Here is a 24,209-nt window from a genome sequence, read left to right as displayed (position 1 = left end):
CCGTCCGTGGCAGAGTGCTGACATGCTCCAGGCACACACGGTGGCCGACGTCCGTGCGGCTGAGGCGGCGCTGATGACGCAGGTGCCGCCCGGTTCGCTGATGCGCTGGGCCGCGTCCGGCCTCGCCGCGTACGTCCGCGAGGTGGCTCCGGGGTCCGCCCCGCTCGTCTTCCTCGTCGGCACGGGCGACAACGGGGGAGACGCACTTTTCGCGGCCGCCGAGCTGGCGCGCGAGCGGTTCGTCGCCGTCGCGATCGCCGACCCTGCACGGGTGCATCCCGAGGCGGCGTACGCCGCGCAGGCCGCCGGCTGTCGGCGGGTCGACTCGCCGCGCGGGTTCGGCGTCGTCGTCGACGGGGTGGTCGGGATCGGGGGCGCGCCCGGGCTCCGGGCACCGGCAGACGCGTGGCGGGCCACCATCGAGGCGGAGCAGCCGTTCGTCATCGCCGTCGACGTGCCGAGCGGCGTCGACGTCGACGGCGCCACGGTCTCGGGTGGCTCGTTCCTCCCCGCCGATGCGACCTGCACCTTCGGGACGTACAAGAACGCGCTCCTCGTCGACCCGGCGGCCCGCTACGCGGTCCGCGGCGCGCTGCCGCGCCTCATCGACATCGGCCTGGCGCCGTACCTTCCCGCCCCGTCGGTCGAGGCGCTGCAGGCCAGCGACAACGGGCTCCTCCTGTCGGTGCTCGCGCCGACCCTCGACCAGCGTGGCGATGCGCCGACGCAGAAGTACACCCGCGGGGTCGTGGGTGTCGCCGCCGGGTCCGCGGCGTACGCCGGGGCTGCGCTGCTGTGCGTGCGCGGCGCGCAAGCGGGTCCCGCCGGGATGGTCCGGTTCCTCGGCGAGCCGGAGCTGGCGGCGAGGGTGGTCGACCGGTGCCCGGAGGTGGTCGCGCACACCGACGTCGCCCAGCGCGGACGCGTGCAGGCCTGGGTCGTCGGCTCCGGCGGCGGCGACGACGCTGCCTCACGCCTCGCCACCGCCCTCGAGGACGAGGTCCCCGTCGTCGTCGACGCCGACGCGCTCCAGCACGTCCCCGACCGCTTCGACGTGCCGGCTCTCCTGACGCCCCACGCCGGCGAGCTCGCCCGGATGCTCGACGTCGAGCGCAGCGCCGTCGAGCAGGACCCGCTGGGTCACGCGACACGCGCCGCCGACCGCTGGCAGGCAGCGGTGCTGCTCAAGGGCTCGCGCACGCTCGTCGCGTATCCGGACGAGCCCGCGCGCGTGAACCTGAGCGGCACTCCCTGGCTCGCCACGGCCGGTGCCGGCGACGTGCTCGCGGGCCTCGCGGGCGCGTTCCTCGCGTCGGGGGCTCATCCCCGCGACGCCGGGTCGCTGGCGGCGTTCGTCCACGGCGCCGCCGCCGTCGTCGCCTCGGGAGGAGGGCCGGTCACGGCGAGCCGGGTCGCCGATGCGGTCCCGGGCGTCCTCGCGGCCTGGCGCAACGGCACGCTGGACGAGTCGCAGGTGCGCGACTGGAGGGACCGGTGACTCGGCCGACGATGTCGCACGCGGCGGGTCCGGCGGAGGCCGTGGTCGACCTCGCCGCCTATCGCGCCAACCTCGCCGTCCTGCGCGCCGCGGCGCCCACCGCCCTGCAGATGGCCGTCGTCAAGGCCGATGCGTACGGGCACGGCGCGGTCGAGACCGCCCGTGCGGCCCGCCAGGCCGGAGCGGAGTGGCTGGGCGTCGCCACCGTGGAGGAGGCGTCGACGCTGCGGCGCGGCGGCGACCGTGGACCGGTCCTGGCGTGGCTCTCCCCGGCCGGCGCTGATCTCGCGCCGGCGATCGACGCCGGTGTGGACGTGGCCGCGGGATCGGTCGCACAGCTCGAGGCCGTGGTCGCGGCGGGTGCGACGAACCGTCCCCGCGTCCACCTGAAGGTCGACACCGGGATGGCGCGAGGAGGGGTCCGCGGAGCCGAGCTCAGCGCGCTGTTCGAGGCGGCCCGCGACGCTCGGCACGCCGGACGCATCGAGATCGTGGGCATCTTCTCCCACCTCGCGTGCGCCGACGAGCCGTCGAGCCCCGTCAACGCCGCCCAGGAGCACGCGTTCGGCGAGGCGGTCGCCGAGCTGGCGTCGTACGGCGTCGAGCCCGAGGTCAGGCACCTGGCCAACTCGGCCGCGACGCTGACCCGGCCGAGCGTGCACCACGACCTCGTGCGCGTCGGCATCGCCTCGTACGGGCTGAGCCCGGGACCGCAGCTCGGCACGCCGTCGGACCTCGGGCTGACCCCGGTGATGAGCCTGACCACCGCGCTCTCACTCGTACGACGCGTGCCGCCGGGCACGGGAGTCTCGTACGGCCACACCTACGTCACCAAGCGCGAGACCACGCTCGGGCTGGTGCCGGTCGGCTACGGCGACGGCATCCTGCGGGCGGCCTCCAACCATGCCGAGGCCTGGGTCAACGGGAGCCTGGTGCCGATCGCGGGACGGGTGTGCATGGACCAGATCGTCCTCGATCTCGGCGACGTCGTCGCGGAGCGCGGCGACGAGGTCGTCCTGTTCGGCAGCGGGAGCCGCGGAGAGCCGATCGCCGAGGACTGGGCGCAGGCGGCGGCGACCATCGGCTACGAGGTCGTCACTAGGCTGGGTGGCAGGATCGTCCGCACTTTCGTCGACGCGACCTGAGGAGGAAGCACGGATGGACTGGCGCAGGCTGGGCACGTACGCGGCCGTGACGGCGGGCACCGCCGTCGCCGTCGGAGCCACGGCTGCTGCCGCCCGGGTGGCCACGGACCGCCGTCGTGTCCGCCGACGTTCCCAGCGTGGCGACGCGATGGAGTTCGGGACGCTGCACGTGCCCGGGGTGTCGGTCGACGCCACCGACGGGGTCTCGCTGTACGTCGAGGTCGAGGAGCCCGACGACGCCGACGCGCACGCGCTCCCCACCGTCGTGTTCTGCCACGGCTGGGTGCTCGACCTCGACTGCTGGCACTACCAGCGGGCGGCGCTGCGAGGCCGCGCCCGGATGGTCTTCTGGGACCAGCGCGAGCACGGCAGCTCGGGCGTCGGCACCGCGGAGAGCTGCACCCTCGACCAGCTCGGCGACGACCTCGCCGCCGTCATCGCCGCGGTCGCTCCGGAGGGACCCCTGGTCCTCGTGGGCCACTCGATGGGTGCGATGACGGTGATGTCGTTCGCCGCCCAGTACGGCGACCTGGTCCGCGACCGCGTCGACGGCGTCGTCCTCATGGGCACCAGCGCCGGAGACCTCATCCGGAGGCGCGACCCGCTCGCACGCCTGAGCCCGTGGCTCCCGCGCATGGGCCCGCTGATCGGCGCCGCGCGACTGCTCGACTCCTATCCCGTCACCCGGGCCATGGCGGTCGGCCCGCAGTCGCCCGCGAAGTACGCGGACATGACCGACGAGATGATCTCGCGCTCGCACCCCCGGGCGCTCGCCGACTTCGTCGGCTCGTTCGTCGACCTCGACCTGTACGAGGCGCTGCCGGCGCTCCCCGGCCGGCGGACGATCGTCATGGGCGGGACGAAGGACGTCCTGACGCCGTTCCGTCACTCCGAGCGCCTCGCCGAGCTGATCGAGGGCTCCGAGCTGGTGGCCTACGAGGGTGCCGGCCACATGATGATGCTCGAGCGCCACGAGGAGGTCACGAGCGCCATCGAAGCGCTGTGGAGCTCCTCGGACCCCTCGATGCCGCGCGAGGACCTCTACGCATGAACGGTTCGACGTTCCCGAACTTCCACGCCCTCAACGTCTTCGACGCGACACCGGAGCGCGCCGCGGACGTCCTCGGGGTCATTCGTCGCTCCTTCGGCGCGCGACCGCCCCTGGACCCGCCGTCGACGGCGATGGCCGAGACCGAGGAGACCATCCGCGCTGCGCTCGCGGAGGGCGGCGGGCTGCTCGTCGAGCGCCGGGGGAAGCCGATCGGGGCGATGCTGTACGACGTGTCGCGCCCGGGGCTGCTCGGGTTCCGGCGGGTGTCGGTCGATCCCGACCACCAGGACCGAGGCGTCGCCTCGGCGATGGTCGGCGTCGCCGAGGACACCGCAGAGGAGCGCGGTCTCGACGGCGTGTGGCTCGACGTGCGCGAAGAGCTCCCCGAGAACGTGACGTTCTGGACGCGGCGACGCTACTTCCCTGTCCGCCGGGACGGTTCGACGATCGAGTTCGGCAAGACGCTGTGGCTCGCTCGGGAGCTCTTGACCGCCGAGGACGCGCAGGCCTTCGGCGCGCGGCTGGCGACGTTGCTGCGCGCCGGCGACGTCGTCGTGATGTCGGGTGGTCTCGGCGCCGGCAAGACGACGATGACGCAGGGGATCGGTGAAGGGCTGGGAGTGCGGGGTCCGGTGACCTCGCCGACGTTCGTGCTCGCACGCACCCACCCGAACCTCGGCGACGGTCCGCCCCTGGTCCATGTCGACGCGTACCGTCTCGGCGGGGCGCTCGAGCTCGACGACCTCGACCTCGACACCGCCACCGAGGACTCGGTCACGGTCGTGGAGTGGGGCGAGGGCATCGCCGAGGACCTCAGCGACTCGTGGCTCGAGCTGCGCCTGGAGCGCCGTTCGGCAACCGTCCTCGATCCTCTCGGGGCAGAGGATCCCGCCCGCGACGACGCGGGTGACCACGACGTACGGCTGGTCACGCTGAAGCCGCACGGCGCGCGCTGGGCACGCGTCCCTCTGCGGTCGACGCTCCTCGAGCCCGACGCGATCCTGCACTCGGTGCAGGCGCGCGGACTCGAGGACACGAGGCCCCTGTGAGCGGCGTCCGTGCTGGCGTAACCTTGCCCCGATGCTGATCCTCGCCCTCGACACCGCTGCTCCGGCCACCTCGGTCGCCCTGCACGACGGCGCTGCCGTCGTGGCGGCCGAGTCGAGCCCTGGCGCGATGAGTCACGGCGAGCTCCTCGCACCCGCGATCGCCGCGGTGCTGCAGCAGGCCGGTGCCGACCGGCGTGACGTCACCGACGTCGCGGTCGGCGTCGGCCCGGGACCTTTCACCGGTCTGCGCGTCGGCATCGTGACCGCGCGCACCCTCGCCGTCTCGCTGCACGCACGCCTCCACGGGGTCTGCTCGCTCGACGTCGTGGCGGCGCAGGCGATCGCGGACGGCGTCGTCGACGAGGCGTTCGTGGTCGCGACGGACGCGCGCCGCAAGGAGGTCTACTGGGCGGAGTACACGCCGTCCGGCGAGCGCGTCGGAGACGCCGACGTCGCCCGCCCGGCCGACCTGGCCCTCAGGCTGCCCGGCACGATGCCGGTCCTGGGTCGGGGTGCCGACCTGTACGCCGAGGTCCTCAACCGCGTCGCCGGACCCGCCGACCCCGATGCGGCCGTGCTTGCGGACATGGTCGCGGCCGGCTCGGCGCGCGAGATCGGGACTGAGCCGCTCTACCTGCGGCGGCCCGACGCCACGCCGGCCGCTCAGCGCAAGCGCGTGTCGGCGTGATCCGTGCGGCACGACCGGACGACGTGGACGCCTTGACAGCGCTCGAGCGGGCGGCGTTCGGCGCCGACGCGTGGAGCCGCGCGCAGGTCGCGGACGAGGTCTCCGGGACGAGCCGCCACGTCGTGGTGGCGGCCGAGGACGACGTGGTCACCGGGTACGCGAGCATGATCGCGACCGGAGACACGGCTGACGTGGCACGGATCGCCGTCGTGCCGCAGCAGCGAAGGACGGGGGTAGGGCGCCACCTTCTGGGGGCGCTGCTGGGGGAGTCCGAACGCTGTGGGGTGGAGCGGGTGCTGCTCGAGGTGGCATCCGACAACCACGCGGCGATCGGGCTGTACGAGGCAGGAGGCTTCGTCGCGATCGCGACGCGGCCCCACTACTACCGCTCGGGCGCCGACGCCGTCGTCATGGAACGACACGTCGCGCCCCGAAGGGACGGCTGATGTTCAGGGTCGCGTCGGGAACTCCCTGGGAGGACAAGTACGGCTACGCCCGCGCGGTCTCGTACGGGCCGCACGTGGCGATCGCCGGGACCACGGCGACCGTCAACGGGACCGTGATCGGTGTCGGAGACCCGTACGTCCAGACGATGGTGGCGTTCGGGATCGCGATGGACGCCCTGCGTCGCTGCGGCCTCGACAGCCAGCACGTCGTACGCACGCGCATGTACGTCATCGACATCACCGACGCCGACGAGGTGGGCCGCGCGCACCGCGAGCTGTTCGGCGGGACACCACCCGCGGCGTCGATGCTCGAGGTCAACCGGCTGATGCATCCCGATCACCTGGTCGAGGTCGAGATCGACGCGTACGCCGAGGGCCGCTAGCCCGTCCGCCCGCAACCTACGCCACCGTAGGTCGGTAGGGTTGCCGGATGCGCGACCTCACGTACCCGCCGATCATCGCGACGGCCAAGACCCTGTTCAAGCTGCGCGGCTGGTCGTTCCGGATGACCGGCACGGAGCACATCCCCCGTGAGGGCGGCGCCGTGCTGGCGTCCAACCACATCGGCTTCGCCGACTTCGTCCTCACCGGCTTCCCGGCGGCGAAGCAGCACCGTGTGGTGCGGTTCATGGCCAAGAAGGAGGCGTTCGACCACCCCGTCGGAGGGCCGGTCCTGCGCTCGATGCACCACATCCCGGTCGATCGTTCGGCGGGAGCGGAGTCGCTCGAGGCCGCGGTGGACTACTGCCGCCGCGGCGAGATCGTCGGCATCTTCCCCGAGGCCACGATCAGCCAGTCGTTCGAGATCAAGGAGGTCAAGTCGGGCGCCGCACGCATCGCCGCCGAGGCCGGCGTCCCGCTGATCCCGGTGACGCTGTTCGGCACGCAGCGGATCATGACGAAGGGCCACAAGCTGGCGCTGCCCCGCGGCCTCCCCATCGGCATCTCCGTCGGGGAGCCGATGCACCCCACTGGTGAGGACCCGGCGGCGGAGACCGCCCAGCTGCACGACGCGCTCGCGGCGCTGCTGGACGAGACGATCGCGGCCTATCCCGACCCGCTCGAGGGCCAGTGGTGGGCCCCGGCACGGCTCGGCGGCACGGCGCCCACCCTCGAGGAGGCGGCGCGACTCGACGCCGAGGAGCGGGCTGCCCGCGCCGCGCGGAAGGCGCAGAAGGACTGACCCCGACGTCAGGGGCGGTACGAGGCGCCGCCGCCGCCCGACGATATGACGCCCTATCCACCTCCGGGAGTGCCGGGAAGGTGGATACGGCGTCACATCGTGGGGCGGAGAAGGATCAGCGACGCGGAGCGAACGTCGTGTACGACCGGCGCTCGGTCGGACGGATCGCGTCCAGGGCCGCGAGGTCGTCGTCGGTGGGCTCCCACGCTGCTGCCTCGACGTTGGAGCGCACCTGGTCGGCACTCGTCACTCCGGCGATGACGCTGCTGACCGCCGGCTGCGCCGCGAGCCCGCCGATGGCCACCTCGAGGATCGAGCGGCCGCGATCACGGGCGTACGACTCGAGCGCCTCGATGCTGTCCCAGTCGGCCGTCGCGAGACGCGAGGCCTGGCTGTCGGCGGAGAGCCGGGACCCCTCGGGTGCGGCGGCACCGCGGGTGTACTTGCCGGTGAGGAGCCCGTACGCGAGCGGGAAGTACGGGAGAAGCCCGACGCCCAGCGCCTCGCACGCAGGTGCGAGCTCGGCCTCGGCGGAGCGGTTGTAGAGCGAGTACTCGTTCTGGGCGGACACGAAGGCGGTCGTGCCGGTCGTCCGCGCGGTCCAGTCCGCGTCGACGAGCTCCCACGCGGTGAGGTTCGAGCAGCCGGCGTACCGGACCTTCCCTTCGCGTACGAAGTCGTCCATCACGCCGAGCGTCTCCTCGATCGGCGTGATCCGGTCGGGGGTGTGCAGCTGGTAGAGGTCGACGTAGTCGGTGCCGAGCCGTGTCAGGCTCGCCTCGAGCGCCCTGCGGAGGTAGCGGCGCGAGGCCCGCGCGCCCCAGTCTGGTCCGTTGGTGCCGCGCATGTCCATGCCACCCTTGGTCGCCACCACGACGTCGCCGCGGCGGGCACCGAGCGCCCGGCCGAGGAGCACCTCGCTCGCGCCCGTGCTGTAGGTGTCGGCAGTGTCGAAGAGCGTGATCCCCTGGTCGATCGCGGCGTGCACGACGTCTTTCGTACGGGCCTCGTCGACGCGCGCGCCGAAGGCGTTGCACCCGATGCCCACCACCGACACCATCAGTCCGCTCCGGCCGAGCTGGCGTGTCCGCATTCAGTCACCTACCTGTCCGTCGGCGAGCTCCCGGAGAACGTCCAGGTGCCCGTTGTGGCGCGCGGTCTCCTCGACGAGGTGCGCGACGACCCAGCGTACGTTCGGGTGGAAGTCGCGGCGCGGTCTCGCGGTCGCGGCGTCGAGGTCGAGGTCGGCGAGGACGGCGTCGGACGCCGCGATCTGCTGGCGGTAGCCCGTGAGGACGTCGTCGAGCGTCATCTGTGCGGCGACCTCGAACTCGCCGTCGGGATGCTCCTCGGACCACGGGGCGCGATCGTCGCCGCCGGCGACCACGACCTCGACCCAGTAGTGCTCGATCCACCGGAGGTGGTTGACCACCGCCGCGACCGACATCAGGGGCGAGGTCGGCAGCGGCGTCGCGTGCGCGAGCTCGTCGGTCAGGCCCTCGGCCTTCTCGAGAGCGGTCTCCCGTACGTAGCGGAGCATCGCGAGCGCGATGGCACGCTCGTCGGGAGCTGGGGGAGCATCGGTACGACTCATGCGCTCAGCCTGGCACCATGGGGGCGTGAGCAACGATGCGCCCCTCGTGATGGGGATCGAGTCGTCCTGCGACGAGACCGGGGTCGGGATCGTCCGTGGGACCGAGCTGCTGGCGAACGCCGTCGCCTCCAGCGTGGAGGAGCACGTCCGTTTCGGTGGCGTGGTTCCCGAGGTCGCGAGCCGCGCCCATCTCGAGGCGTTCGTGCCGATGCTCGAGAAGGCGCAGGCCGACGCCGGCGTCTCGGTGGCTGACGTCGACGCGATCGCGGTGACGAGCGGGCCCGGGCTCACCGGCGCGCTGCTCGTCGGCATCGCCGCGGCGAAGGCGCTCGCCATCGCGTACGACAAGCCGTTGTACGGGGTGAACCACCTCGTGGCGCACGTGTGCGTCGACCGGCTGGAGCACGGCGAGCTCCCCGAGCCGACGGCGGCGCTCCTCGTGTCGGGAGGTCACACCAACCTCCTGCTCGTCGACGACGTGACGAGCTCGGTGCGGATGCTCGGCGAGACCATCGACGACGCGGCGGGGGAGGCGTTCGACAAGGTCGCGCGCCTGCTCGGGCTGCCGTACCCGGGTGGCCCGCAGATCGACCGTGCCGCGCGTGACGGCGACCCGTCGGCGATCGCGTTCCCGCGCGGGCTCACCGCGGGACGCGACATGGAGAAGCACCGATACGACTTCTCGTTCTCCGGGCTCAAGAGCGCGGTCGCCCGCCACGTCGAGCACGAGGAGCGGATGGGCCGCGCGATCTCGGTGCCCGACGTCGCAGCGTCGTTCCAGGACGCCGTGTGCGACGTGCTGTCGGCCAAGACCGTCCGCGCGTGCCTCGACCACGGCGCGCAGCACCTGGTGCTCGGCGGCGGCGTCGCCGCGAACCAGCGGCTGCGCCACTTCGTGCTCGAGCGCGCGGGCGAGGCGGGCATCGACGTCCGCATCCCTCCGCCGGTGCTGTGCACCGACAACGGTGCGATGGTCGCCGCTCTCGGGTCGGCGCTGGTCGCGAAGGGCGTCGCGCCGAGCGCCCTCGATCTCCCGGCGGACTCCTCCATGCCGGTCACGCAGATCGTCGCCTGACCCTCGCCCCAGGGTGTGTCCTGCGCCACAGAAACTTTGTGCTCCCTATTGCAACTGCGGGTTACACGTGAGTAGGTTACTGAGCCGTAACACTCGTTTACGAGTGTTGGACACAGGGCCCCTGGAGGGGGGGTCCGAGAGATCTGGAGGGGATCTGATTGTCCAGGTTCAGGAACTCAACGGCCCGAAAGCCGTTGTCGCTCACCGCATCCGGGGCTTTGGTCGCCGGCATGGCGGTCAGCGTCACGGCACTCGGGACGTCGGCAGCACAAGCCGACGACGTCCAGCTCGACAAGAACTTCACCTACACCTGCAACGTGGTCGCAGCGGGGCTCCCGCTCGGTGACCACGCCGTCGGCGTCAACGCGAGGGTGGTCATCCCGGACGCTGTCGACCCCGGGTCGGAGATCCCGGGACGCAAGACCCAGATCACGCTGACGCTGCCCGAGACCCTGCGCAACGCGACCTACGGTCTGCTCAGCGCACGCTCGGCGAGCGGTGCGTCCAACGACGCCAGCATCTCGATCACGGTCCCCGGCATCGACGACCCGTTCGTGTACCCGATCGCGAACCTCGCCGCCCCCTGGTCGCCCGTCCCCGCCTCGTCGACGCCGCCGTGGCAGATCCCGACGGAGGGCGACGTCCCCGCGATCGACGTCCCCAGCACCGACGAGTACCCGAGCCTGGAGCTGCCCACCACGGGCACGATCCACATGCCGCGCGCGTTCAACGTGACCGCGTCGCTGCGCAACGCCAACGGTGACCTGGTCGGCGGCGAGGGCGCGGTGACCATGGCGTGCACCCTGCCCGCTGCGTCCGACGACACCTTCGGCACCTTCGGCATCAACACCGCCGAGGTCCCCAACACCCCGCCGACCGCCGGTGACGTGAGCGTCTCCACCGGGTACGGCGCGGCGGTCGACGTCGCGCTCCAGGGAGCCGACGCCGACGGTGACGAGCTCACCTACACCTACTCGCAGCCGGCCAACGGCACCGTGACGGGGTCGGGCGCGAACGTGACCTACACGCCCGACGCCGGCTTCTCGGGCTCGGACTCCTTCGACTACACCGTGTCCGACGGTGGGGCGGAGGCGACCGGCACGGTCTCGGTGACTGTGTCCGCGGCACCCAACACGCCGCCGACCGCCGGTGACGTGAGTGCGTCGACCGACTTCGGCACGCCCGTCGACATCGCGCTGGAGGGTGCGGACGCCGACGGTGACGAGCTGACGTACTCCTACGGCGCGCCGGCCAACGGCACGGTGACCGGTTCGGGTGCGAACGTGACCTACACCCCGGCTGCCGGCTTCTCGGGCTCGGACTCCTTCGACTACACCGTGTCCGACGGTGAGGCGGAGGCGACCGGCACGGTGACCGTGACCGTCGGCGAGCAGCCGAACACGCCGCCGGTGGCGGTCGACGGCTCGGTGACGCTCGACGAGAACACCTCGGCCGACGTCACGCTGTCGGCGACCGACGCCGACGGCGACGACCTGACGTACTCCTACACGCAGCCGGCCAACGGTACGGTCACGGGCAGCGGTGCGACGGTCACCTACACGCCGACCGCCGACTTCGTCGGCACCGACTCGTTCACCTTCACGGTGGACGACGGCAACGGCGGCACCGACACGGCGACGATCGCCATCACGGTCAACGACACCGAGGATCCCAACACGCCTCCGACCGCGGGTGACGTCGCTGCCGAGACCGACGAGGGCGCCGCGGTCGACATCGCCCTCGAGGGTGCGGACGCCGACGGTGACGAGCTGACCTACACCTACTCGCAGCCGGCCAACGGCACGGTGACGGGTTCGGGCGACAGCGTCACCACCTACACGCCGGCCGAGGGCTTCTTCGGCGAGGACATCTTCACCTACACCGTCTCCGACGGCACCGACTCGGCCACGGGCACGGTGACGGTGACGGTCAACGAGGTCGTGGATCCTCCGGTGAACACGCCGCCCACCGCGGGTGACGTCGCTGCGGAGACCGACGAGGGCGCCGCGGTCGACGTCGTGCTGGCCGGTGCTGACGCCGACGAGGGCGACGAGCTCACCTACACCTACGGGACGCCGGCCAACGGCACCGTGACGGGTGAGGGTGCCAACGTCACCTACACGCCGGCCGAGGGCTTCTTCGGTGAGGACACCTTCGACTACACCGTCTCCGACGGTGAGGCCGAGGCGACGGGCACGGTGACCGTGACGGTCAACGAGGTCGTGGACCCGCCGGACAACACGCCGCCCACCGCGGGTGACGTGACGGCCGAGACCGACGAGGACGTCGCGGTCGACATCGCGCTCGCAGGAGCCGACGCCGACGGTGACACGCTGACCTACACGTACGGCGACCCGGGCCACGGCACGGTCTCCGGCACGGGCGGCAGCGTGACCTACACGCCCGACGAGGGCTTCTTCGGTGAGGACACCTTCACCTACACCGTCTCCGACGGCGAGGCCGAGGCGACGGGCACGGTGACCGTGACCGTCAACGAGGTCGAGGAGCCTCCGACCAACACGCCGCCGACGGCCGCCGCCGTGAGCGCGACGACCGATCAGGGCAAGGCTGTCGCGATCACGCTCAAGGGCGCCGACGCCGACGGTGACACCCTCGCCTACGCGTACGGCACGCCGGCCAACGGCGCGGTGACCGGCACGGGTGCGAACGTCACCTACACGCCGGCCGCCGGGTTCTCCGGCACCGACTCGTTCACCTACTCGGTGGACGACGGCAAGGGCGGCACGGCCTCCGCGGCCGTGACCGTCACCGTCAAGCCGGTCACGACGCCTCCGGGCGACAAGTGCGGCCCGATGCCGAACCCGGTGAAGGAGCCGGTCAAGTGGCTCAAGTGGCTGGCCTGCAAGATCTTCGGCCTGCTGCACAAGTGATCCACAGGGCCGCTCTGAGCGGCTGAGATCGACGACCGCCGGTGGCGGGGCCCGGTTCCGGGCCCCGCCACCGGTGCGTCGCGGGTCAGGCGATCGGCTCGACCAGGAAGGCGCGTCCTTCTCCCGCCACGCGGGTCAGTACGACGGTCGCGGTGGTCGACCCGGTCAGCCTGAGCCGTTTGATCAACGCCTCGGGGACCACCGTCACCCCACGCTTCTTCACCGTCAGCGTGCCGACGTCGCGATCGCGGAGGGCGGCGCGCAGCTGCTTCTCGCGGTACGGAAGCTCCTCGACGACCCGGAACGCCCGTGCGTACGGGGTCGGCACGTGCGCGTCGCTCGAGACGTACGCGATGTGCGGGTCGACGAGCCACCCGCCGACGAGGGCCGCGACCCCGGTGACGAGCCCGGCTCGGATCACGGCGTCGTCCGGCTCGTACCACCAGGCTCCGGGCTCTCGAACCTCTGCGTCGGCAGGTGCCTCGCTCTCGGTGAGCGTCGCGGCCCCGTGCGCCCCGAGGACGGTCGCGCGTCGCCGCGTCCCCGCGAACCTGCGGCCCCACAGGCAAGCCTCGACGAGGCTGCCGCGTTCGCTCACCCACTCGGCCTCGACGCCCTCGGAAACGAGGTCGTGGGAGATCCCCGGGAGCACCTTGGCCACCCCACGCTCCTGGAGGAGGCCGCTCACGAAGCTCCAGGGCGGGCTGAACGCGTCGGGGTCGAAGGTCCTCCCGCGCCCGTCACGTCGGGCAGGGTCCACGAACGCCACGTCGTAGGGCGCCACGTCGACCGCGGTGGCGTCGGCGACCTCGACCGTCCCGTCGAGCCCGAGTGCCGCCAGGTTCGCACGCGCCATGGCCGCACGGAGCGGGTCGCGCTCGACGCCGTGCACCGTGAGACCGGCCCGGGCCATGGCGACGAGGTCCGCCCCGATGCCGCACCCGAGGTCGAGCACGGTGCGAACGCCGTGCGTGTGCAGGCGTGCGGCGCGATGGGACGCCACGGCGGGTCGCGTCGCCTGCTCGAGCGCGTCGGGCGTGAACCACATGACCGCGGCGTCCCCGCCGAGCTTGGTGCGTGCGCGTCGCCGCAGGGACGCCTGGCCGGTCGCTGCCGCCACCAGCTCGCCCGCGTGCCCGTCGCGGCGGAGGCGGGTGCCGAGGACGAGGTCGTCGACCTCGTCCTGGGCGTCGGTGACCTCCTGGAGGAGTCGCTGCCCCTCGGGGGAGAGGAGCCGTTCGAACGTGGAGACCTCCATGCGCCCAGTCTCCCAGCACCCCTCGAAGCTGGCACTCTGCTTGACCGAGTGCTAGCCCCGTCCTACGGTGGTGTTAGCACTCTCGTATCCTGGGTGCTAACGGTGCAGAGGCGCACGGCTCCCGCGACGGCGTGCGTACGAAGCACCTCCTTGGACCACAGTCCCAGTCATTCGTACGGGGTAACACCGAAAGGGGAGGTCGACAAGTGTCGGTCACCATCAAGCCGCTCGAGGACCGTATCGTCGTCAAGATTCTTGAGGCGGAGCAGACCACTGCCTCGGGTCTTGTCATCCCGGACACCGCCAAGGAGAAGCCCACCGAGGGCTCCGTCCTGGCTGTCGGCCCGGGCCGCTTCAACGAGGATGGCGACGAGCGCATCCCGGTCGACGTCAAGGTCGGCGACGTCGTCGTGTTCAGCAAGTACGGCGGCACCGAGGTGAAGTACGACGGCCAGGAGTTCCTGATCCTGTCGGCGCGCGACGTCCTCGCGGTCATCGAGAAGTAACGACGTGCACGCCCCGGCGGTCATCGGCCGCTGGGGCGTACGCACGCGTCCGCAGCACACGGGCCCGCGGTGTCTCGGCGGGTCCGACACCAACAAGAAGGATCCCCATGCCCAAGATTCTTGAGTTCGACGAGAATGCTCGTCGCTCGCTCGAGCGTGGCGTCGACACCCTGGCCAACACCGTGAAGGTGACCCTGGGTCCCAAGGGCCGCTACGTCGTGCTCGACTCGAAGTGGGGCGCGCCGACCATCACCAACGACGGCGTGACCGTCGCTCGTGAGGTCGAGCTCGACGACCCGTTCGAGAACCTCGGCGCGCAGCTCGCCAAGGAAGTCGCCACCAAGACCAACGACGTCGCCGGTGACGGCACGACGACCGCGACGGTGCTCGCCCAGGCGATGGTCCACGAGGGCCTGCGCGCCGTGGCCGCCGGCACCAACCCGATGGCGCTCAAGCGCGGCATCGACAAGGCCGTCGAGGCCGTCTCCGCCGCGCTCCTCGAGCAGGCGCGCGACGTCGACGACAAGCAGGACATGGCGCACGTCGCCAACATCTCGGCGCGCGACGCCCACATCGGCGGTCTGATCGCCGATGCGTTCGACAAGGTCGGCAAGGACGGTGTCATCACCGTCGAGGAGTCCAACACCATGGGCACCGACCTCGACTTCACCGAGGGCATGCAGTTCGACAAGGGTTACCTGTCGCCCTACATGGTCACGGACACCGAGCGCATGGAGGCCGTCCTCGACGAGCCCTACATCCTCGTGAACCAGGGCAAGATCTCGGCCGTCTCCGACCTCCTCCCGCTGCTGGAGAAGGTCGTCCAGGCGGGCAAGTCGCTCCTGATCATCGCCGAGGACATCGAGGGCGAGGCTCTGTCGACGCTCGTCGTCAACAAGATCCGCGGCACGTTCACCTCGGTCGCGGTCAAGGCTCCGGCCTTCGGCGACCGCCGCAAGGCGATGCTCCAGGACCTCGCGGTCCTCACCGGCGCCCAGGTCGTCACCCCTGACCTCGGCCTCAAGCTCGACCAGATCGGGCTCGAGGAGCTGGGCACGGCGCGTCGTGTCGTCGTCACCAAGGACGCCACCACGATCATCGACGGCTCCGGCAACGACGAGGACGTCTCCGCCCGCGTCAACCAGATCAAGGCGGAGATCGAGGCGTCGGACTCCGACTGGGACCGTGAGAAGCTCCAGGAGCGTCTCGCGAAGCTCGCCGGCGGCGTCTGCGTCATCCAGGTGGGTGCGGCGACCGAGGTCGAGCTCAAGGAGAAGAAGCACCGCATCGAGGACGCGGTCTCCGCGACCCGTGCGGCCATCGAGGAGGGCATCGTCGCCGGCGGCGGCTCTGCCCTCGTCACGGCTGCAGCGGTCCTCGACGGCGACCTCGGCCTGACCGGCGAAGAGGCCGTCGGCGTCGGGATCGTCCGCAAGGCGACCGTCGAGCCGCTGCGCTGGATCGCCGAGAACGGTGGCGAGAACGGCTACGTCGTCGTCGCCAAGGTCCGCGAGAGCGGCCAGGGCTACAACGCGGCCACCGGCGAGTACGGCGACCTCGTCGCCCAGGGTGTCCTCGACCCGGTGAAGGTGACGCGCTCGGCGCTCGCCAACGCGGGTTCGATCGCGGCGATGCTTCTCACCACCGAGACGCTCATCGTCGAGAAGCCGGCCGACGAGGACTGATCAGCGCGCACGCGCACTGATCGGTTCCGCGTGAAGGCCCGCCCCTCTCCCGGGGCGGGCCTTTCTCGTACCAGTTTCTGCAACAAGTGGCGCGGCCCCTCGTGGTCGTGTCACGGTGTTACCGGCACGCTGCGCCGCCGCCGTGACGATCACCTCGATCTACGAAGGATCCCTGGATGCTTCTTCGCAACCTGTCTGCCGACTCCGACCTGTCCGAGCTCGCGCTGCGCGCGACGAGGGACGAGTCTGCGATGGACACGCTGATGCGCAACGTCCGGGTCCTGTCGCACCGCTACAGCCGCGCCCGGCTGAGCGGCAACGGTGACGGTGGACAGCTGGCCGACGACGTGGCCCAGGAGATCTGCATCGCGGTGTTCCAGGCCCTTCCGACCTACACCCACAAGGGTGTGCCCTTCCAGGCGTTCGTCTACGCGATCGCCAGCCGCAAGGTCGCCGACGCCCGTCGCAGCTCGTACCGGTCGCGGACCGTGCTCGTCGACGTGCTCCCCGACACCGGTGAGGTCACGGCGTCCGCCGAGACCGAGGTGATCGGGCGGCTCGAGTCGAGAGACATGACCGACCTCCTCGAGACCCTGCCAGAGCGCCTGCGCGAGGTCCTCGTGCTCCGGGTGGCGATGGGTCTGACCGCGCAGGAGGCCGGTGTGATGCTCGGGATGACGGCCGGCGCCGTACGCATCGCGCAGCACCGGGCGCTCCAACGGTTGCGAGACCTCCACCGGGCCCGCGCGGTGACGAGGGGGGAGGTGACCGCATGATCAGGCACGATCCTGTCGCTCACGACGACGTCCTCGTCGACGACCTGCTCGCCGGAAACGTCCCTGACGATCCGATCTTCGCCGGCCTGGCCGCCTGGCGTACGTCGCTGGCCGAGATGGAAGCCCCGCGGCCACCCGCCTTCGACGTCACCGAGGTGCAGTCCTCGAGCTTGTTCGACCGCCCGATCGCATCCTCCTGCAAGCCTTCTCGACGGGTGCGCCCGCCGAAGCGCGGGTCCCGGACCGGCCGCGCGGCGGTCGTCGTGGTCGGCGCGGGTCTGCTGCTGTCGATGGGCATCGGCCAGGCGGTGGCCGGCAGTCCCGTGGCCCCGCTGCGGTACGTCGTGACCCGTGCCGTCGGCATCGGTGACGACGTGGCGAGCCCGACGGCCTCCGACGTACCCAGGTCCCAGGTTCCTTCGTCGTCCCCCGATCCCGCGGTGACGACGGGGCGATCGGGAGCAGGAGCCGTCCCCCCGACCGAGACCGAGGACAAGGCGGCGCCGTCGGCGGGCTCGTCCGAGAGCAAGGGTCGTGGAGAGGCGCCGGCCAGCGGTGCAGAGCCAGACCCCGCGCCGGACACCGGCAAGGGCCCGGTCGCGGACGACGACGAGCCGACGACCAAGCCGCCGGAGAAGCCGCACAAGCCTCGTCAGCCGGAAGCGAGCCCGGCTCCTCCGACGAAGCCGCCGAGGACCGATGCTCCGCCGAGGACACCGGTGCCCACGACTCCGCCCACCACGAAGCCGCCGAAGGGTGGCTACGACTGGTGGGACCGCGATGACGACGACGAAGCCGGCGGCAAGCCCAAGCCCGGACGACCAGGACGTCCGCACGAGCGCCCCGGCGCCAAGGACGGCGAGGACTCGGAGTCCGACGGCAAGGACAGCGGCACGGGCAAGGACACCGACAGAGGCACTGGCACGGATCCCACCACGCCTCCCGTGCCCGAGGACTCGGACGAGACCGCGGACGGCGGCACTCGCGACCGCTCCTACGACTGGATCTGGAAGCTCCTCAACGCCGTGGACTGAGGCGCGCGCTCGCGGTGGGCGTGAGGAAGGATTGCCGGTCGCCCGGCGTTGACGACCTTCATAGGCGTCCTCGTTAGGATGGGGACGTCGGGTGATCAGGAAGGACGTCATGGATCTCAACGCCAGCGGTGTGCCGGAGAAGTTCGCAGCTCTGGGCCTCACCTACGACGACGTCCTGCTCCTCCCGGGGGAGACCGACGTCATCCCGAGCGAGGTCGACACCACTGCTCGGCTGACCCGTGGCATCTCGCTGCGCATCCCGCTGGTGTCCGCCGCGATGGACACCGTCACCGAGGCGCGGATGGCGATCGCGATGGCCCGCGAGGGCGGCATCGGCATCCTGCACCGCAACCTCTCGGTCGAGGACCAGGCGTACCAGGTCGACCTGGTGAAGCGTACGCAGACCGGCGTCATCTCCAACCCGGTCACGATCACCCCCAAGGCGACCCTCGAAGAGCTCGACGAGATCTGCGGCCAGTACCGAGTCTCCGGTCTTCCCGTCGTCGACTCCGACGACAAGCTGATCGGCATCGTGACCAACCGCGACCTTCGTTTCGTCCCGGTCGCGGAGTGGTCCCAGAAGACGGTCGGCGAGGTCATGACGCCGATGCCGCTCATCACAGGGCCGGTCGGCATCGACCGTGACGAGGCGTCGGCGCTGCTGCGCAGCCACAAGAAGGAGCGGCTCCCGCTCGTCGACGACACCGGTCACCTCCGAGGGCTCATCACGGTCAAGGACTTCGTGAAGTCCGAGCAGTTCCCCCATGCGAGCAAGGACCCGCAGGGACGCCTTCTCGTCGGTGCTGCGGTCGGGTTCTTCGGCGACTCGTGGGACCGCGCCACCGCGCTCGTCGAAGCCGGCGTCGACGTGCTCGTCGTCGACACCGCCCACGGTCACGCGCAGGCGCTGCTCGACATGATCGCGCGGCTCAAGGCCGATCCCGCGACATCCCACGTCCAGATCATCGGCGGCAACGTCGCGACGTACGCCGGGGCCAAGGCGCTCGTCGACTCCGGGGTGGATGCCGTGAAGGTCGGCGTAGGCCCGGGATCGATCTGCACGACGCGCGTCGTCGCAGGGGTCGGGGTCCCGCAGGTGACGGCGATCTACGAGGCGTCGCGCGCGACGCGGCCGGCCGGTGTCCCGCTGATCGGCGACGGCGGCCTCCAGTACTCCGGCGACATCGCCAAGGCGCTGGTCGCCGGCGCCGACACGGTCATGGTGGGGTCGCTCCTCGCCGGCACCGAGGAGAGCCCCGGTGAGCTGATCTTCGTCAACGGAAAGCAGTACAAGAGCTACCGCGGCATGGGCTCGCTCGGCGCGATGTCGTCGCGCGGCAAGAAGTCGTACTCGAAGGACCGCTACTTCCAGGCCGACGTGGCCAGCGACGACCAGCTCGTCCCCGAAGGCATCGAGGGTCAGGTCGCCTACCGCGGCCAGCTGGGTGCCGTCGTCCGTCAGCTCGTCGGCGGCCTGCACCAGTCGATGTTCTACGTCGGTGCACACACCGTGCCCGAGCTCCAGGACCGTGGACAGTTCGTCAGGATCACGGCGGCCGGTCTCAAGGAGAGCCATCCGCACGACATCCAGATGACGGTCGAAGCCCCGAACTACGCCCGGCTCTGACGCCTTCGTCGGTCGCGGTGCCGCCTCACTAGACTGCCAGGCATGGACATCGAGATCGGCGCCGCCAAGCGCGGCCGCAGGGCCTACGCGTTCGACGACATCGCCATCGTGCCGAGCCGCCGGACCCGTGACCCCGAGGAAGTGTCGACGGCGTGGCAGATCGACGCGTACCGGTTCGACATCCCCGTGATCGCCGCCCCGATGGACTCCGTGATGTCCCCCGAGACCGCCATCCAGCTCGGGCGGCTCGGTGGGCTGGGTGTGATCGACCTCGAGGGTCTGTGGACCCGCTACGACGACCCGTCGACGCTGCTCGAGGAGGTCGCGGGCCTGGAGCCGCGCGAGGCGACGATGCGGCTCCAGAAGATGTACGACGAGCCGATCAAGGCCGAGCTGATCCACGAGCGTCTCAAGCAGATCCGTGAGGCCGGGGTCACGGTCGCGGGTGCGCTCTCGCCCCAGCGCACCAAGCAGTTCGCCCAGACCGTCGTCGAGTCGGGTGTCGACCTGTTCGTCATCCGGGGGACGACGGTGTCCGCCGAGCACGTCTCCGGGCAGACCGAGCCGCTGAACCTCAAGGAGTTCATCTACGAGCTCGACGTCCCCGTGATCGTCGGCGGCTGCGCGACCCACCAGGCCGCGCTCCACCTCATGCGCACCGGTGCCGCGGGCGTCCTCGTCGGGTTCGGCGGCGGTGCCGCCCACACGACCCGGCAGGTGCTCGGCCTGGCCGTTCCCATGGCCAGCGCGGTCGCCGACGTCGCCGCGGCGCGTCGCGACTACCTCGACGAGTCCGGCGGGCGCTACGTCCATGTCATCGCCGACGGCTCGGTGGGCGTGAGCGGTGACCTCACGAAGGCGATCGCCTGCGGCGCGGACGCGGTCATGGTGGGCTCGCCGTTCGCCCGTGCCGAGGAGGCACCGGGCCGTGGCTTCCACTGGGGCGCCGAGGCCTGGCACGCCGATCTTCCCCGCGGGCAGCGGATCGATCTCGGCACCGTCGGGTCGTTCGAGTCCGTGCTCTTCGGCCCGTCCACCGTCTCGGACGGCACCATGAACCTCATCGGTGCCCTGCGGCGTGCGATGGCGACCACCGGCTACACGGAGCTCAAGGAGTTCCAGCGGGTGGCGGTCGTCGTCCAGTAGCCGCGTCGGTGGCGGCGCGCCGTGCCCGTCGACGTGCCGTCCCGCGCGGTCGGCGCTTGGATGTGGGCATGGGTGACGACGCCGACGACGCGCGCAAGGCGGCCGAGGAGGCCGAGCGGGCTCTCCGCGAAGCCCAGGCGCGCGCCGACGATGCGCGCCGTCGGGCCGACGAGCTGGAGGCGACCGAGCGGGAGGCGACCGAGCGGGAGGCCGGTGCCGCCGCAGCCGACGGGGAGACCCAGAGCGAGCTCGCCCGCACGGTCGCTGCCGCGTACGCGTTCGAGGGCGCGGCGCTCCAGATCGGCGCCCTCGTCGAGGACGGCGAGGCTCGACCCGCGGCGCAGGTACGGATCCCGCTGGCGATGCTGAACCGGCACGGCCTGGTCGCCGGCGCCACGGGGACGGGCAAGACCAAGACCCTGCAGGTGCTGGCCGAGCAGATCGCCGGGCACGGCGTTCCTGTGTTCGCGGCCGACATCAAGGGCGACCTCTCCGGGATCGCGGTCCCCGGCTCGCCGAGCGAGGCGCTCACCGCCCGTTGCGTCAGCATCGGCCAGGAGTGGACGCCGACCGGGAGCCGTACCGAGTTCTTCAGCCTGGGTGGTGTCGGGACCGGCGTCCCGATCCGTGCGACGGTCGCGGAGCTCGGGCCGACCCTCCTCGCCAAGGTGCTGGGGTTGAACGAGACGCAGGAGTCGTCGCTGGGCCTCGTCTTCCACTACGCGCGCAAGCGAGACCTCGCGCTCATCCGCATCGAGGACCTCCGCGCCGTGGTGCAGCACCTGACGAGCGCCGAAGGCAAGGCGGACCTCGCCGAGCTCGGTGGGCTCTCGAAGGCGACGGCCGGGGTGATCCTGCGAGAGCTGATCGCCTTCGCCGACGCGGGTGCCGACAGCTTCTTCGGAGAGCCGTCGATCGCCGTCTCCGACTTCCTCCGGGTGGCCGACGACGGCACCGGGATCGTGTCGCTGCTCGAGGTGCCGTCGGTCGCCGACCAGCCGGAGCTGTTCTCGACCTTCTTGATGTACCTCCTGACCAGGTTGTTCTCGGAGCTGCCCGAGGTCGGCGACACGGACAAGCCGAAGCTGGTGTTCGTCTTCGACGAGGCCCACCTCCTCTTCAAGGACGCCTCCGACGACTTCCTCGACACCGTCGTGCAGACCGTCCGCCTCATCCGCTCGCGCGGCGTCGGCGTCTTCTTCGTGACCCAGACGCCGAAGGACGTCCCCGGTGACGTGCTCGCACAGCTCGGCTCACGGATCCAGCACCAGCTGCGAGCGCACACGCCCGCAGACGCGAAGGCGCTCAGGGCGACCGTGTCCACGTACCCGACCTCGTCGTACGACCTCGGCGAGGTCCTCACGTCCCTGGCGACGGGAGAGGCCGTCGTGACCGTGATGAACGAGAGGGGTGCTCCGTCGCCGGTCGCGTGGACGCGGGTACGCGCGCCGCAGGGGTCGATGGAACCGATGCCGAGCGACGCGATGGCGGCCGCCGCGCAAGGTTCGCCGTTGCAGGCGCGGTACGGGACGGCGGCCGCTGCGGACCGCGGAGCGGCGAGCGTGCTCGAGCAGCGCAAGGCCGGGCAGGCGACCGAGCCGTCTGCGGCTGGTGGTGAGGAGCGCCGCGGTCAGTCCGGTGAGGTGTATCCGGAGGGCTGGGACGAGCAGCCGGACCCGAAGCCGAAGCGCCGGTCGGGCAGCGGGTCGCGGTCCACACGGATGTCGCCGCTGGACCGGGCCATGGGCGAGGCAGGTCGGACGTTCGCGCGCGAGATCACGAAGCGGATCTTCGGCAGAAGGTGACCCGCCGTGCACGTACGCGCCCCCGCGACAGGCGATGCGCCATCGCGCGTGGCGCATCCGTTACCGCGAGGTAGCGGTGGGGTGACCTCGGCTCTACAGTGACGGCATGTCACCCCGCGACCCGAGCGCCTCGACTCCTCCCGCGCTGCCTGCCGATCCCGAGCACGACCCGGCAGCCACGTTCGCCGTCGATCCGGCCGTGGTCCGACGACTCGCTCCGGCCCTGCGCGCGACCTCGGGTGAGAGCGCGACGACGTACGCGCCGTTCACCGGCCAGCCGATCGCGACCCTCGCGGTGTCCGACGTCGGAGACGTGGAGGACGCCTTCGCGGCCGCGCGGGTCGCCCAGCGGACGTGGGCGCGTACCGAGCTCGACCACCGTGCGGCGCTGCTCCTCGACCTGCACGACGCGGTGCTCGACCACGCCGACGACCTCATGGACCTCGTGCAGTGGGAGTCCGGCAAGGCGCGCAAGCACGCGTTCGACGAGGTGCTGCACGTGGCGCTCACCGCCCGCTACTACGCCCGCACCCTGCACAAGCACCTCAAGACCCGTCGCGTCCCCGGGGTGTATCCGCTCCTCACCCAGGCGCGCGTCAACCGCATCCCCAAGGGCGTCGTCGGCATCATCTCGCCGTGGAACTACCCGCTGACGCTGGCGATCTCCGACGGCCTGCCGGCGGTCGCCGCGGGCAACGCGGTGGTCCACAAGCCTGACGCCCAGACGCCGCTGTCCGCGCTGGCGGCGATCGACCTCTTCCGCGAGGTGGGCTTCCCGGCCGGTCTGTGGCAGCTCGTCAGCGGTGACGGGCCGCTGATCGGTGGCGCGATCATCGACCGCGCCGACTACGTCTGCTTCACCGGCTCCACGGCCACCGGGCGTCGGGTCGCGGCGCAGGCGGCACAGCGGCTCGTCTCGTGCTCGCTCGAGCTGGGCGGCAAGAACCCGATGCTCGTCCTCGCCGACGCCGACGTCGATCGCGCGGTCGAGGGTGCCGTCCGGGGCTGCTTCTCCTCCGCGGGTCAGCTGTGCGTGTCGATCGAGCGGCTGTTCGTGGCGGACGCCGTCTACGACCGGTTCGTCACCAAGCTGGTCAAGCGCGTCGAGAAGATGAAGCTCTCCGCCGCGATCGCGTACGACGGCGACATGGGATCGCTGGTCTCGCAGCGTCAGCTCGACACCGTCACGCGGCACGTCGCGGACGCGGTGTCCAAGGGCGCCACCGTGCTCACCGGTGGCCGTCCGCGGCCCGACGTCGGGCCGTACTTCTTCGAGCCCACCCTGCTCGAGGGTGTCCACCCGATGATGGAGTGCTTCGGCGAGGAGACCTTCGGTCCGGTCGTGTCGCTCTACCGGTTCGGCAGCGAGTCCGAGGCGGTCGACCGCGCCAACGCGGGGTCGTACGGGCTGAACGCGGCGGTCTACACCCGCGACATCGCCCGCGGCCGCGCACTCGCCCGCCAGATCAAGGCAGGCACGGTCAACATCAACGAGGGGTTCGCCGCGACGTTCGGCACGATCGACGCGCCGATGGGCGGGATGCGGGAGTCGGGGATCGGGCGCCGCCACGGGGCGGAGGGCATCCTGCGCTACACGGAGACGCAGTCCGTCGCCAACCAGCGGCTCCTGCCGCTGACGGCGCCGCGCTTCGTCAGCGACGCGGCGTACCAGCGGACGATCACCGCGGCGCTCAGGCTGCTCAAGAAGGCCGGTCGCGCCTGACGGCCACGCCCCTCAACACACCGGGTCTC

21 protein-coding genes are annotated in these 24,209 nt (G+C 71.4%); 18 read left to right on the top strand and 3 right to left on the bottom strand.

The window, feature by feature from the left end:
• Positions 1-22 precede the first annotated feature (22 nt).
• The 8 genes from AB3M34_RS18385 to AB3M34_RS18350 are packed head-to-tail and all read left to right on the top strand — an operon-like array spanning position 23 to position 7,060.
• On the top strand, positions 23-1,498 hold the full coding sequence (locus AB3M34_RS18385; protein ID WP_370616145.1) for a bifunctional ADP-dependent NAD(P)H-hydrate dehydratase/NAD(P)H-hydrate epimerase: 1,476 nt from the start codon (positions 23-25) through the stop codon (positions 1,496-1,498).
• Positions 1,495-2,643: an alanine racemase gene (gene alr, locus AB3M34_RS18380; RefSeq protein WP_370616143.1), complete on the top strand. Its 1,149-nt coding sequence runs from the start codon at positions 1,495-1,497 to the stop codon at positions 2,641-2,643. Before AB3M34_RS18385 ends, alr begins: the two co-directional genes overlap by 4 nt.
• Before the next feature lie 13 nt (positions 2,644-2,656).
• Positions 2,657-3,694, top strand: coding sequence for an alpha/beta fold hydrolase (locus AB3M34_RS18375; protein ID WP_370616141.1), 1,038 nt, complete (start codon positions 2,657-2,659; stop codon positions 3,692-3,694).
• Positions 3,691-4,743: a tRNA (adenosine(37)-N6)-threonylcarbamoyltransferase complex ATPase subunit type 1 TsaE gene (gene tsaE / locus AB3M34_RS18370; RefSeq protein WP_370616139.1), complete on the top strand. Its 1,053-nt coding sequence runs from the start codon at positions 3,691-3,693 to the stop codon at positions 4,741-4,743. Before AB3M34_RS18375 ends, tsaE begins: the two co-directional genes overlap by 4 nt.
• Before the next feature lie 31 nt (positions 4,744-4,774).
• On the top strand, positions 4,775-5,431 hold the full coding sequence (gene tsaB, locus AB3M34_RS18365) for a tRNA (adenosine(37)-N6)-threonylcarbamoyltransferase complex dimerization subunit type 1 TsaB (protein ID WP_370616137.1): 657 nt from the start codon (positions 4,775-4,777) through the stop codon (positions 5,429-5,431).
• A gap of 23 nt (positions 5,432-5,454) precedes the next feature.
• A complete protein-coding gene (rimI, locus tag AB3M34_RS18360; RefSeq protein WP_370616136.1) occupies positions 5,455-5,877 on the top strand; it encodes a ribosomal protein S18-alanine N-acetyltransferase in 423 nt (140 codons plus the stop codon).
• Positions 5,877-6,260 carry a RidA family protein gene (locus tag AB3M34_RS18355; protein WP_370616134.1) on the top strand — a complete coding sequence of 128 codons (384 nt, stop codon included), beginning with the start codon at positions 5,877-5,879 and terminating at the stop codon, positions 6,258-6,260. Before rimI ends, AB3M34_RS18355 begins: the two co-directional genes overlap by 1 nt.
• Before the next feature lie 47 nt (positions 6,261-6,307).
• A complete protein-coding gene (locus AB3M34_RS18350) occupies positions 6,308-7,060 on the top strand; it encodes a lysophospholipid acyltransferase family protein (protein WP_370616132.1) in 753 nt (250 codons plus the stop codon).
• Positions 7,061-7,175: 115 nt separating this feature from the next.
• Here the strand turns inward: AB3M34_RS18350 and AB3M34_RS18345 are convergent, their stop codons facing one another.
• Positions 7,176-8,153: an aldo/keto reductase gene (locus AB3M34_RS18345; RefSeq protein WP_370616130.1), complete on the bottom strand. Its 978-nt coding sequence runs from the start codon at positions 8,151-8,153 to the stop codon at positions 7,176-7,178.
• On the bottom strand, positions 8,154-8,654 hold the full coding sequence (locus AB3M34_RS18340) for a DinB family protein (protein WP_370616128.1): 501 nt from the start codon (positions 8,652-8,654) through the stop codon (positions 8,154-8,156).
• On the opposite strand from AB3M34_RS18340, the gene tsaD reads away from it, so the two are divergent.
• Both tsaD and AB3M34_RS18330 read left to right on the top strand, forming a co-directional pair.
• A complete protein-coding gene (gene tsaD / locus AB3M34_RS18335; RefSeq protein ID WP_370616126.1) occupies positions 8,653-9,729 on the top strand; it encodes a tRNA (adenosine(37)-N6)-threonylcarbamoyltransferase complex transferase subunit TsaD in 1,077 nt (358 codons plus the stop codon). The two genes, AB3M34_RS18340 and tsaD, sit on opposite strands and share 2 nt — an antisense overlap.
• 230 nt (positions 9,730-9,959) lie before the next feature.
• Positions 9,960-12,620 carry an Ig-like domain-containing protein gene (locus tag AB3M34_RS18330; protein ID WP_370616125.1) on the top strand — a complete coding sequence of 887 codons (2,661 nt, stop codon included), beginning with the start codon at positions 9,960-9,962 and terminating at the stop codon, positions 12,618-12,620.
• Between the two features lie 85 nt (positions 12,621-12,705).
• On the opposite strand, the gene AB3M34_RS18325 is transcribed toward AB3M34_RS18330, so the two are convergent.
• A complete protein-coding gene (locus AB3M34_RS18325; protein WP_370616124.1) occupies positions 12,706-13,878 on the bottom strand; it encodes a class I SAM-dependent methyltransferase in 1,173 nt (390 codons plus the stop codon).
• 206 nt (positions 13,879-14,084) lie between these two features.
• Here AB3M34_RS18325 and groES point away from each other — a divergent pair, with 206 nt between their 5' ends.
• The 8 genes from groES to AB3M34_RS18285 all read left to right on the top strand — a co-directional run bounded on the left by groES (position 14,085) and on the right by AB3M34_RS18285 (position 24,180).
• Positions 14,085-14,384, top strand: coding sequence for a co-chaperone GroES (gene groES, locus AB3M34_RS18320; protein WP_370616122.1), 300 nt, complete (start codon positions 14,085-14,087; stop codon positions 14,382-14,384).
• Between the two features lie 107 nt (positions 14,385-14,491).
• Entirely contained in the window at positions 14,492-16,069 is a 1,578-nt protein-coding gene (gene groL / locus AB3M34_RS18315) for a chaperonin GroEL (protein ID WP_370616120.1), read from the top strand.
• 176 nt (positions 16,070-16,245) lie between these two features.
• The gene (locus AB3M34_RS18310; protein ID WP_370616118.1) at positions 16,246-16,845 is read left to right on the top strand and encodes a sigma-70 family RNA polymerase sigma factor; all 600 of its coding nucleotides are present in this window, start codon (positions 16,246-16,248) and stop codon (positions 16,843-16,845) included.
• The gene (locus AB3M34_RS18305; protein WP_370616117.1) at positions 16,842-17,879 is read left to right on the top strand and encodes a hypothetical protein; all 1,038 of its coding nucleotides are present in this window, start codon (positions 16,842-16,844) and stop codon (positions 17,877-17,879) included. Before AB3M34_RS18310 ends, AB3M34_RS18305 begins: the two co-directional genes overlap by 4 nt.
• 109 nt (positions 17,880-17,988) lie before the next feature.
• Entirely contained in the window at positions 17,989-19,506 is a 1,518-nt protein-coding gene (guaB, locus tag AB3M34_RS18300; protein ID WP_370616115.1) for an IMP dehydrogenase, read from the top strand.
• 42 nt (positions 19,507-19,548) lie between these two features.
• Positions 19,549-20,652 carry a GuaB3 family IMP dehydrogenase-related protein gene (locus tag AB3M34_RS18295; protein WP_370616113.1) on the top strand — a complete coding sequence of 368 codons (1,104 nt, stop codon included), beginning with the start codon at positions 19,549-19,551 and terminating at the stop codon, positions 20,650-20,652.
• A gap of 68 nt (positions 20,653-20,720) precedes the next feature.
• Complete coding sequence (locus AB3M34_RS18290) at positions 20,721-22,457, top strand: helicase HerA-like domain-containing protein (RefSeq protein ID WP_370616111.1); 1,737 nt, start codon at positions 20,721-20,723, stop codon at positions 22,455-22,457.
• Between the two features lie 106 nt (positions 22,458-22,563).
• On the top strand, positions 22,564-24,180 hold the full coding sequence (locus AB3M34_RS18285) for a succinic semialdehyde dehydrogenase (protein ID WP_370616109.1): 1,617 nt from the start codon (positions 22,564-22,566) through the stop codon (positions 24,178-24,180).
• Positions 24,181-24,209: the final 29 nt, after the last annotated feature.

It is taken from the genome of Mumia sp. Pv4-285 (assembly GCF_041320275.1).
GTDB classification, from domain to species: domain Bacteria; phylum Actinomycetota; class Actinomycetes; order Propionibacteriales; family Nocardioidaceae; genus Mumia; species Mumia qirimensis.
The sequence above is the reverse complement of the archived record's forward strand: the minus strand, read 5'-3'. Positions and strand labels throughout refer to the sequence as shown.

What these genes read in the sequence shown, in the direction of transcription:
- AB3M34_RS18385 (WP_370616145.1), top strand. Translation starts at nt 23, where the DNA reads ATGCTCCAGGCACACACGGTGGCCGACGTCCGTGCGGCTGAGGCGGCG.
- AB3M34_RS18375 (WP_370616141.1), top strand. Translation starts at nt 2,657, where the DNA reads ATGGACTGGCGCAGGCTGGGCACGTACGCGGCCGTGACGGCGGGCACC.
- tsaE (WP_370616139.1), top strand. Translation starts at nt 3,691, where the DNA reads ATGAACGGTTCGACGTTCCCGAACTTCCACGCCCTCAACGTCTTCGAC.
- tsaB (WP_370616137.1), top strand. Translation starts at nt 4,775, where the DNA reads ATGCTGATCCTCGCCCTCGACACCGCTGCTCCGGCCACCTCGGTCGCC.
- AB3M34_RS18355 (WP_370616134.1), top strand. Translation starts at nt 5,877, where the DNA reads ATGTTCAGGGTCGCGTCGGGAACTCCCTGGGAGGACAAGTACGGCTAC.
- AB3M34_RS18350 (WP_370616132.1), top strand. Translation starts at nt 6,308, where the DNA reads ATGCGCGACCTCACGTACCCGCCGATCATCGCGACGGCCAAGACCCTG.
- AB3M34_RS18345 (WP_370616130.1), bottom strand. Translation starts at nt 8,153, where the DNA reads ATGCGGACACGCCAGCTCGGCCGGAGCGGACTGATGGTGTCGGTGGTG.
- tsaD (WP_370616126.1), top strand. Translation starts at nt 8,653, where the DNA reads ATGCGCTCAGCCTGGCACCATGGGGGCGTGAGCAACGATGCGCCCCTC.
- AB3M34_RS18340 (WP_370616128.1), bottom strand. Translation starts at nt 8,654, where the DNA reads ATGAGTCGTACCGATGCTCCCCCAGCTCCCGACGAGCGTGCCATCGCG.
- AB3M34_RS18330 (WP_370616125.1), top strand. Translation starts at nt 9,960, where the DNA reads ATGGCGGTCAGCGTCACGGCACTCGGGACGTCGGCAGCACAAGCCGAC.
- AB3M34_RS18325 (WP_370616124.1), bottom strand. Translation starts at nt 13,878, where the DNA reads ATGGAGGTCTCCACGTTCGAACGGCTCCTCTCCCCCGAGGGGCAGCGA.
- groL (WP_370616120.1), top strand. Translation starts at nt 14,492, where the DNA reads ATGCCCAAGATTCTTGAGTTCGACGAGAATGCTCGTCGCTCGCTCGAG.
- AB3M34_RS18310 (WP_370616118.1), top strand. Translation starts at nt 16,246, where the DNA reads ATGCTTCTTCGCAACCTGTCTGCCGACTCCGACCTGTCCGAGCTCGCG.
- AB3M34_RS18305 (WP_370616117.1), top strand. Translation starts at nt 16,842, where the DNA reads ATGATCAGGCACGATCCTGTCGCTCACGACGACGTCCTCGTCGACGAC.
- guaB (WP_370616115.1), top strand. Translation starts at nt 17,989, where the DNA reads ATGGATCTCAACGCCAGCGGTGTGCCGGAGAAGTTCGCAGCTCTGGGC.
- AB3M34_RS18295 (WP_370616113.1), top strand. Translation starts at nt 19,549, where the DNA reads ATGGACATCGAGATCGGCGCCGCCAAGCGCGGCCGCAGGGCCTACGCG.
- AB3M34_RS18290 (WP_370616111.1), top strand. Translation starts at nt 20,721, where the DNA reads ATGGGTGACGACGCCGACGACGCGCGCAAGGCGGCCGAGGAGGCCGAG.
- AB3M34_RS18285 (WP_370616109.1), top strand. Translation starts at nt 22,564, where the DNA reads ATGTCACCCCGCGACCCGAGCGCCTCGACTCCTCCCGCGCTGCCTGCC.